Origin of the sequence: Pseudomonas protegens (assembly GCF_003732485.1) — a bacterium.
GTDB classification, from domain to species: Bacteria; Pseudomonadota; Gammaproteobacteria; order Pseudomonadales; family Pseudomonadaceae; genus Aquipseudomonas; species Aquipseudomonas protegens_B.
This window is the reverse complement of sequence record NZ_MOAK01000086.1, coordinates 439,933-448,323: the sequence shown is the minus strand read 5'-3', so window position 1 is coordinate 448,323 and position 8,391 is coordinate 439,933. Positions and strand designations below refer to the sequence as shown.

Below are 8,391 nucleotides of genomic sequence, written 5' to 3'. Positions count from 1 at the left end.
GCAGATCACCGGTCGCGAGACCAAGGCCTCCACCAGCGGCGGCACTTCCGACGGGCGTTTCATCGCCACCCTGGGCACCCAGGTGGTGGAGTTGGGCCCGGTCAACGCCACCATCCATCAGGTCAATGAGCGCATCCTGGCCAGTGACCTGGATGTGCTGACCGAGATCTACTACCAGACCCTGATCAAGTTGCTTGCCTGATGCTCGCCTGTCCTCTTTGCAGCGCCCCGCTGAATGCCGTGGACAATGGCGTGGTCTGCCCGGCCGGGCATCGCTTCGACCGTGCGCGCCAGGGTTACCTGAACCTGCTGCCGGTGCAGCACAAGAACAGCCGTGACCCGGGCGACAACCAGGCCATGGTCGAGGCCCGCCGCGATTTCCTCAACGCCGGGCATTACGCCCCGGTGGCCAGACGCCTGGCAGAACTGGCGACAGAACGCGCGCCCCAGCGCTGGGTCGACATCGGCTGTGGCGAGGGTTACTACACCGCGCAACTGGCCGAGGCCCTGCCCGGCGCCGACGGCTACGCCCTGGATATTTCCCGGGAGGCGGTGAAACGCGCTTGCCGCCGTGCTCCACAACTGACCTGGATGGTCGCCAGCATGGCGCGCATCCCCCTGGCCGACGCCAGCTGCCAGTTCCTGGCCAGCGTCTTCAGCCCCCTCGACTGGCTGGAGGCCAAGCGCCTGTTGAGCCCCGGCGGCGGCCTGATGAAAGTCGGTCCTACCAGCGGCCACCTGATGGAACTGCGCGAACGCCTGTACGACGAAGTGCGCGAATACACCGACGACAAGCACCTGGCCCTGGTGCCCGAAGGCATGGCCCTGGCCCACAGCGAAACCCTGGAGTTCAAGCTGCATCTGGAACGCCCGCAAGACCGCGCCAACCTGCTGGCCATGACGCCCCACGGCTGGCGCGCCAGCGCCGAACGACGGGCCGCAGTGATCGAGCAGGCCGAGCCTTTCGAGGTCAGCGTATCGATGCGCTACGATTATTTCGTGCTGCAATAACCCACTAAAACCCACGGTCCCGAGCCTGTGCTCGCGGCCGAAGAAATCCGCGAATGGATTTTTCAGACCGGCAATGAGGACATCCATGCGCCAGCCCGATATCGAGATTTACCTGAAAGACGCCGACGTCGACTACAAGGCCATCGCCACCTGGCTCGGCGCCGTGCTCGGCCCGTGCAGCGACTGGGTGCAGAAGGGTCAGACCTACAAATGCACTGCAGGCGCAGTACCCGTGACCTGGCTGCCCAAGGCCGTCGGCAAGTGGAACAGCCTGTACCTGGAAAGCGACCAGACCCCGTGGGACGACGACATTGCCTGTGCCCGCGCCGCCTTTGCCGCGCTCAATGTGGAAGTGCGCTGCGCACCGGGCAGTTGGGTCGAGGAAGAAGGTGAAGAGACCGCCGATCGCTGGATTCGCATCAGCACCGACGGTGAAGAAGAGATTACCTGGCGCACCGCCTGAACAGCGCGATCCTGTAGGAGCCGGCTTGCCGGCGAAGAGGCCCCTGAGCATTGCATCGCCAGCGCCCCTCTTTCGCTGGCAAGCCAGCTCCTACAGAGTTGGTTACAGGCCGACGACGTCTTCGGCTTGCAGACCTTTCTGACCTTCGACCACGGCGTACTCCACCTGCTGGCCTTCGGTCAGGGAGCGGTGGCCTTCGCCACGAATCGCCCGATAGTGGACAAACACGTCCGCCCCGCCTTCACGCTGGATAAAGCCGTAGCCCTTGGCGTCGTTGAACCACTTCACGTTGCCGGTCTCACGAGTAGTCATGAATCCATACCTCATTTTTTTATTATTGGATTGGCGCACTGCAACCAAACCCTGAGAACTTTCCCTCGACCTGCCTCTCTATGAGTGGAGGCCATACGACCGCGGGAGAGTCGGGCGAGTATATGACAGGCGTAAAAACTCTCAACTCAATCTTGTTTCGGCGCTTTTTTGCCGATTTTCGGCGAATCCGGCACACTACCGGCCCCGAGCACTTGCTCGGTTTTGATTTCTTATTCACTCACGCAGAAGCCGTATGACCCGCTCCCCGATCCGTCGTCTTGTGTTTGGCACCTTGCGCCGCCTGCTGTACCTCTGGGTGCGCTCGGAAACCATCAACCAGTCGTCCTTCACCCTCGACCTCGACCGCAGCCGGCCGGTGTTCTACGTCCTGCAAAATCCGTCCCTGACCGACCTCGCCGTGGTCGATACCGAATGCACCAAAGCCGGCCTGCCACGCCCGGTGCTGCCGGTGTCGGTGGGCAACCTGCTGGAGCCGGCGGCGTTCTTCTACCTGACCCCGGAGCCCGACTGGCTCGGGCGTCAGGACAAGCGCGGCGCACCGCCGACCCTGACCCGGCTGGTCAGCGCCCTGACCCAGAACGCCGCCGAAGATGCGCAGATCATTCCGGTCAGCGTGTTCTGGGGCCAGTCGCCGGACAGCGAGTCCAGCCCCTGGAAACTGCTGTTCGCCGACAGCTGGGCGGTCACCGGACGCCTGCGCCGACTGCTGAGCATCATGATCCTGGGGCGCAAGACCCGGGTGCAGTTCTCCGCGCCGATCAACCTGCGCGAACTGATCGAGCACAACAAGGGCCACGAACGCACCGTGCGCATGGCCCAGCGCATCCTGCGGGTGCACTTTCGCAACCTCAAGGCTGCGGTCATCGGCCCGGACATTTCCCACCGGCGCAACCTGGTCAAGGGCCTGCTCAACCAGCCCCTGGTAAAACAGGCGATCCTCGACGAGGCCGAACGCGAAAAAATTTCCCCGGAAAAAGCCAAGGCCCAGGCCCTGCGCTACGGCAATGAAATCGCCTCGGACTACACCTACACCGCAATCCGCTTCCTGGAAGTGGTGCTGAGCTGGTTCTGGAACAAGATCTACGACGGGATCAAGGTCAACCACCTCGAAGGCGTGCAAAAGATTGCCCAGGGCCACGAAGTGATCTACGTGCCCTGCCACCGCAGCCATATCGACTACCTGCTGCTGTCCTACCTGCTGTTCCGCAACGGCCTGACCCCACCGCACATCGCCGCCGGGATCAACCTCAACATGCCGGTGATCGGCAGCCTGCTGCGCCGCGGCGGGGCCTTCTTCATGCGCCGCACCTTCAAGGGCAATCCGCTGTACACCTCGGTGTTCAACGAGTACCTGCACACCCTGTTCACCAAGGGCTTCCCGGTGGAGTACTTCGTCGAGGGCGGCCGCTCGCGCACCGGGCGCATGCTGCAGCCCAAGACCGGGATGCTGGCCATCACCCTGCGCAGCTTCCTGCGTTCCTCACGCATGCCCATCGTTTTCGTGCCGGTGTACATCGGCTACGAGCGGGTCCTGGAAGGCCGCACCTACCTGGGCGAACTGCGCGGCGCGAGCAAGAAGAAGGAGTCGATCTTCGACATCTTCAAAGTCATCGGTGCCCTCAAACAACGCTTTGGCCAGGTGGCGGTGAACTTCGGCGAACCGATCAAGCTGGCGGAATTCCTCGACCAGGAACAACCGGACTGGCGCACCCAGGAACTGGGCCCGCAGTACCGTCCGGCCTGGCTCAATGAAACCACCAACCGTCTCGGCGAGCGGGTGGCCCAGCACCTCAACGAAGCCGCGGCGATCAACCCGGTGAACCTGGTGGCCCTGGCCCTGCTGTCCACCAGCCGCCTGGCCCTGGACGACCGTGCCATGGCCCGGGTCCTGGACCTGTACCTGGCCCTGTTGCGCCGCGTGCCCTACTCGCCCCACACCACCTTGCCGGAAGGCGATGGCCAGGCGCTGATCCAGCACGTCAAGGACATGCACCTGCTGGCCGAGCAGAGCGACGCCCTGGGCAAGATCCTCTACCTGGACGAGCAGAACGCCGTCCTGATGACCTACTACCGCAACAACGTGCTGCACATCTTCGCCCTGCCGGCGCTGCTGGCGAGCTTCTTCCAGAGCTCGTCGCGCATGAGCCGCGAACAGATCCTGCGCTACACCCGCGCGCTGTATCCCTACCTGCAGGCGGAGCTGTTCATCCGCTGGCCCCTGGAAGAACTGGATGCGGTGGTGGATCAATGGCTGGAGGCGTTCGTCGAGCAAGGCCTGCTGCGCTTCGAGAAAGACCTGTACCTGCGCCCGGCACCCAGCTCGCGGCATTTTGTCCTGCTGACCCTGCTCTCCAAGAGCATCGCCCAGACCCTGCAACGCTTCTACATGGCCATTTCCCTGTTGCTCAACAGCGGCCAGAACAGTATCAGCGCCGAAGAGCTGGAAGACCTGTGCACCGTCATGGCCCAGCGCCTGTCGATCCTGCATGGCCTCAATGCACCGGAGTTCTTCGACAAGAGCCTGTTCCGCCACTTCATCCAGACCCTGCTGGACCAAGGCGTGCTGCGCCGCGACGAAGCCGGCAAGTTGAGCTACCACCCACTGCTGGGGGAACTGGCCGAAGGCGCAGCCAAACGGGTGCTGCCGGCGGAGATTCGCCTGTCGATCCGCCAGGTCGCCCTGCACCGCAGCGAAGATGCCGCCGACCAGCTCGCGGCACCGGCGCAAAGCGACTAGATTCTTATCGGCGCCGCAGAACCTGCGGCGCCCTCGATACGGAGATCCGCCATGAAGAAACTCACCCTGCTGGCAGCCACTGCGCTGCTTGGAGCCTGCCAGGCCATGCACCCCGCAGCCAAGGCCAGCCTCGACGGCGAAGTCTTCTATCTGCAACGCATCGCCCTGCCGCCTGCCGCCACCTTGAGCGTGAGCCTGCAGGACGTATCCCTGGCGGACGCTCCGGCGGTGGTCCTGGCCGAGCAGAGTGGTCCGGTCAAAGGCCAGGTGCCGCTGCCCTTCCACCTCAGCTACGACCCGGCCCAGGTCAAGCCCGGCCACCGCTACGCGGTCAGCGCGCGGATCGAACTGGACGGCAAGCTGATGTTCATCACCACCGAACACAACGGGGTCAACCTCGACGGCAAGGATCCCCAGCCGTTGAAACTCCGTGTCGATGCTGTACGTTAATTTTCATTGCCCAAGGAAGCCGCCATGCTCCGTACCTCGCTCCGTTTCACCAGCCTGTGCGCTGGCCTGCTGATCTCCGCCAGTGCCCTGGCCCTGTCCCTGAGCGACCTGTCCCAGGGTGACGCCAGCGGTGGCCTCAAGGACGCCCTGACCCAGGGCGCACAGATCGCCGTCAAACAGCTGGGTACGCCCGGCGGGTTCAGCAACAACCCCGATGTGCGCATCGAACTGCCGGGCAACCTCGGCAAAGTTGCGAAGAAAATGAAACAGTTCGGTATGGGTGATCAGGTCGATCAACTGGAAACCAGCATGAACAAGGCCGCTGAGGCCGCCGTGCCGCAAGCGCAAGCACTGCTGGTGGATGCGGTGAAGAAGATGACCGTGGCTGACGCCAAGGGCATTCTCGCCGGCGGCAAGGACTCCGCCACCCAGTATCTGGACAAGAGCAGCCGCGAGCAGATCCGCGCCAAGTTCCTGCCTATCGTCAAGCAAGCCACCGATCAGGTCGGCCTGGCCAAGCAATACAACTCCTTCGCCGGCCAGGCCGCGACCCTGGGTGTGCTGGATGCCAAGAGCGCCAATATCGAGGGTTACGTGACCGAGCAAGCCCTCAATGGCCTGTTCGAGATGATCGGCAAGCAGGAAGAAACCATTCGCCAGAACCCGGCAGCTGCAGCTACCAGCCTGGCCAAGAAGGTCTTCGGCACCCTCTGATCCGTCCTGCGGACTTGCCCACTGCCTAGCGGGCAAGGCCGCAAGTTGCCGGCGAGCGCTCAGCGCTCGCCGTGTGCTTGCAGACCCCCTTCCCGCACCTGTGGATCGTCCAGCGCAACATCCAGCGCCTGGTGAAACCACTTCAACGCCACTTCAAATCGTCCGTGCCACAGTTGCTCGCTGGCTCCGGCGCGAATCCCTGCCTGTACCCGTGCCGCCATGGCGAAGTCTTCTTCCAGGGCGCTATAGAGAATCTGATTGTTCTTCTGGAAATAGCGCAGCGCCTTGTCACTGGCCGGCTCCTGCTCCAACAAGGTATGCCCGAGGACTCGTGTGGCCAGCGGCCCGTCAGGAAAGACCGTGGAGAAATCCAGGTGATCGGGCTCCACCAGCACCAGGGTATTGGGCCAGAGAAAATACAGCAGGTTGCCGTGACGACGCAGGTCCCACTGGCTCTCGGGCAAGTCCCGCAGTTCCTGCAGATTGCGCTTCACATAGAAGTTGCGGATATGCCGGCCATGGCGCTCGAACAGTCCCAGGTTCGGCCAGAACAGATGATCGATGGTTGCCTGATGGGCCTTGGCGACGTGGTAATTCTCCAGGAAGGTGTCGATGGTCAACTTCCAGTTCACCGGGCGGCGAATGTCCTGGGGGTCGAACAGGACGTGGCGGTCTATGGCGAAACTGTCGAAATCCGCCAGGATCTGTTCACCGAAGAAGGCCGCAAGGTCCAGGGCCGGTCCTTCTGAATGACGCACCCAGACCGCGCCGAAGCGCTCGGCCACCGGCACCTCGGTCAGGTTCAGGCAAGCCCGCTGGATCTCGGCAAAACCATAGGCATGGGGAATGCCCCGCAGTTGCCCGTCGGGGTTGTAGGACCAGCCATGATAAGGACAGACAAACACCCGATTGGCACCGGCAACGTCGCTCACCAGTTGCGTACCACGGTGCTTGCAGACATTCAGGAAAGCCCGCAGCCGCCCCGAAGGATCGCGGCTCAGCAACAAGGGAGCCAACAGGTCGCGGGTGAGAAAATGCCCGGCGGCAATTTCCGTCGAACGCGCCACCAGCAAGGGCTCCCGGAACAGCAGCTGGCGTTCGCGCTGATAACGCTGTTCATCGAGGTAGACCCTGGCGGGCAAGGCACTCGCCGCTTCGGCGCCATCGGAAACGCCCTGCTCGGCCAGGGCCAGGGCTTTCTTGAGTAGCTGTACCTGGGTCGCGTGCTGCATGGGCGCCTCCTGCTCAGATCAGGTTCCCTGGAGAGGGGCCAGGGCACCCCGGATGAAATGCCAGAGCTGGCGATCCGGTCGTGGCGACCCCAGCGGCCTGCAGTCCATTGACGACTCCGCGGCCCAAGCCTGCAGGTCCTGGAACCCAGGCAGCGGATGTTCGAGAAGCGCGTTGCCAATGGCTGGGAAACCTGTGCCCCGTAAAAACCAGGCCGGGCAATCTCTACCCGGCCCTGATTGATGCCTTGCGAATTGCCCGGATCAGTCCTTCCTGACCCGGAACCAGGCCGCATACAGCGCCGGCAGGAACAGCAGGGTCAAGACCGTGGCAACAATCAGGCCGCCCATGATGGCTACCGCCATCGGGCCGAAGAACACACTGCGCGACAGCGGAATCATCGCCAGTACCGCCGCCAGGGCGGTGAGCACGATGGGACGGAAACGCCGCACAGTGGCTTCGATGATCGCATCCCAGGGACGCAGGCCGGCCTTGATATCCTGTTCGATCTGGTCCACCAGGATCACCGAGTTGCGCATGATCATCCCGGACAGGGCAATGGTGCCGAGCATGGCCACAAAGCCGAAGGGCTGGCGGAATACCAGGAGGAACAGGGTGACCCCGATCAGCCCCAGGGGCGCGGTGAGGAACACCATGGCCGTGCGCGAAAAGCTGCGCAGCTGAATCATCAGCAAGGTCAGCACCACCACGATGAACAGCGGCACCCCGGCCTTCACCGAATTCTGGCCACGGGTCGAGTCCTCGACAGTGCCGCCCACCTCCAGCAAGAAGCCGTCCGGCAGTTCGGCACGGATCGGCTCCAGGGTGGGCAGAATCTGCTGCACCAAGGTCGCCGGTTGTTCCTTGCCGTAGATATCGGCACGCACGGTGACGTTGGGCAGACGGTTACGATGCCAGATCACCCCTTCCTCGAAACCGTATTCCAGGGTTGCAACCTGGGACAACGACACGCTCTGACCGTTGTCGGTAGGCACTGCCAGGCTTGGCAGCAATGCCAGCTCTGTGCGCTCCTGCTGGGTTCCGCGCAGGAGAATCTCGATCAGTTCGTTGTCCTCACGGTACTGGCTGACGGTGGAACCAATCAGCGAGCTCTGCAGGAACTTCGACAGGTTGGCAGTGCTGACCCCCAGCGCCCGGGCCCGGTCCTGATCGATATTCAGGTAGACCACCTTGCTCGGTTCCTCCCAGTCCAGGTGTACGTTGACCACATGGGGGTTCTCCCGCACCTTGGCGGCCACCTTGCGTGCCAGGGCGCGAACCTCCTCGATATGCTCGCCCGTGACCCGGAACTGCACCGGATAACCCACTGGCGGGCCGTTCTCCAGGCGCGTGACCCGGGAGCGCAAGGCCGGGAATTGCTCATTGAGGGTGGCGATCAGCCAACTGCGCAGGCTCTCCCGCTCCTCGATGGTCTTGGCCAGCACCACGAACT

At 63.2% G+C, this 8,391-nt stretch carries 8 protein-coding genes and 1 pseudogene; 6 read left to right on the top strand and 3 right to left on the bottom strand.

The window, feature by feature from the left end; all coding sequences use genetic code 11:
- From BLX41_RS36585 to BLX41_RS28995, 3 genes and pseudogenes are all read left to right on the top strand, one after another.
- A pseudogene (locus BLX41_RS36585) lies at positions 1 to 202 on the top strand (M20/M25/M40 family metallo-hydrolase); the annotation flags it as partial.
- Positions 202 to 1,011 carry a putative RNA methyltransferase gene (locus BLX41_RS29000; RefSeq protein WP_123727644.1) on the top strand — a complete coding sequence of 270 codons (810 nt, stop codon included), beginning with the start codon at positions 202 to 204 and terminating at the stop codon, positions 1,009 to 1,011. The pseudogene BLX41_RS36585 and the gene BLX41_RS29000, both read left to right, overlap by 1 nt.
- Before the next feature lie 85 nt (positions 1,012 to 1,096).
- Positions 1,097 to 1,474, top strand: a complete 378-nt coding sequence (locus tag BLX41_RS28995) for a hypothetical protein (protein ID WP_123727643.1) — start codon at positions 1,097 to 1,099, stop codon at positions 1,472 to 1,474.
- Positions 1,475 to 1,576: 102 nt separating this feature from the next.
- On the opposite strand, the gene BLX41_RS28990 is transcribed toward BLX41_RS28995, so the two are convergent.
- Positions 1,577 to 1,786, bottom strand: coding sequence for a cold-shock protein (locus tag BLX41_RS28990; RefSeq protein ID WP_011059510.1), 210 nt, complete (start codon positions 1,784 to 1,786; stop codon positions 1,577 to 1,579).
- Between the two features lie 253 nt (positions 1,787 to 2,039).
- Here BLX41_RS28990 and plsB point away from each other — a divergent pair, with 253 nt between their 5' ends.
- From plsB to BLX41_RS28975, 3 genes are read left to right on the top strand one after another with little or no spacing between them, the layout of a single operon-like run.
- Positions 2,040 to 4,544, top strand: a complete 2,505-nt coding sequence (gene plsB, locus BLX41_RS28985; RefSeq protein ID WP_123727642.1) for a glycerol-3-phosphate 1-O-acyltransferase PlsB — start codon at positions 2,040 to 2,042, stop codon at positions 4,542 to 4,544.
- Positions 4,545 to 4,595: 51 nt separating this feature from the next.
- The gene (locus BLX41_RS28980; RefSeq protein ID WP_123727641.1) at positions 4,596 to 4,994 is read left to right on the top strand and encodes a YbaY family lipoprotein; all 399 of its coding nucleotides are present in this window, start codon (positions 4,596 to 4,598) and stop codon (positions 4,992 to 4,994) included.
- 24 nt (positions 4,995 to 5,018) lie between these two features.
- The gene (locus tag BLX41_RS28975) at positions 5,019 to 5,708 is read left to right on the top strand and encodes a DUF4197 domain-containing protein (protein WP_102878539.1); all 690 of its coding nucleotides are present in this window, start codon (positions 5,019 to 5,021) and stop codon (positions 5,706 to 5,708) included.
- A gap of 59 nt (positions 5,709 to 5,767) precedes the next feature.
- Here BLX41_RS28975 and BLX41_RS28970 read toward each other — a convergent pair whose 3' ends face one another.
- Together BLX41_RS28970 and BLX41_RS36580 are read right to left on the bottom strand one after the other, a co-directional pair.
- On the bottom strand, positions 5,768 to 6,940 hold the full coding sequence (locus BLX41_RS28970) for an aromatic ring-hydroxylating oxygenase subunit alpha (protein WP_123727640.1): 1,173 nt from the start codon (positions 6,938 to 6,940) through the stop codon (positions 5,768 to 5,770).
- A gap of 261 nt (positions 6,941 to 7,201) precedes the next feature.
- Positions 7,202 to 8,391: efflux RND transporter permease subunit (locus BLX41_RS36580; RefSeq protein WP_259745315.1), on the bottom strand; the 1,190-nt coding region annotated here is incomplete at its 5' end.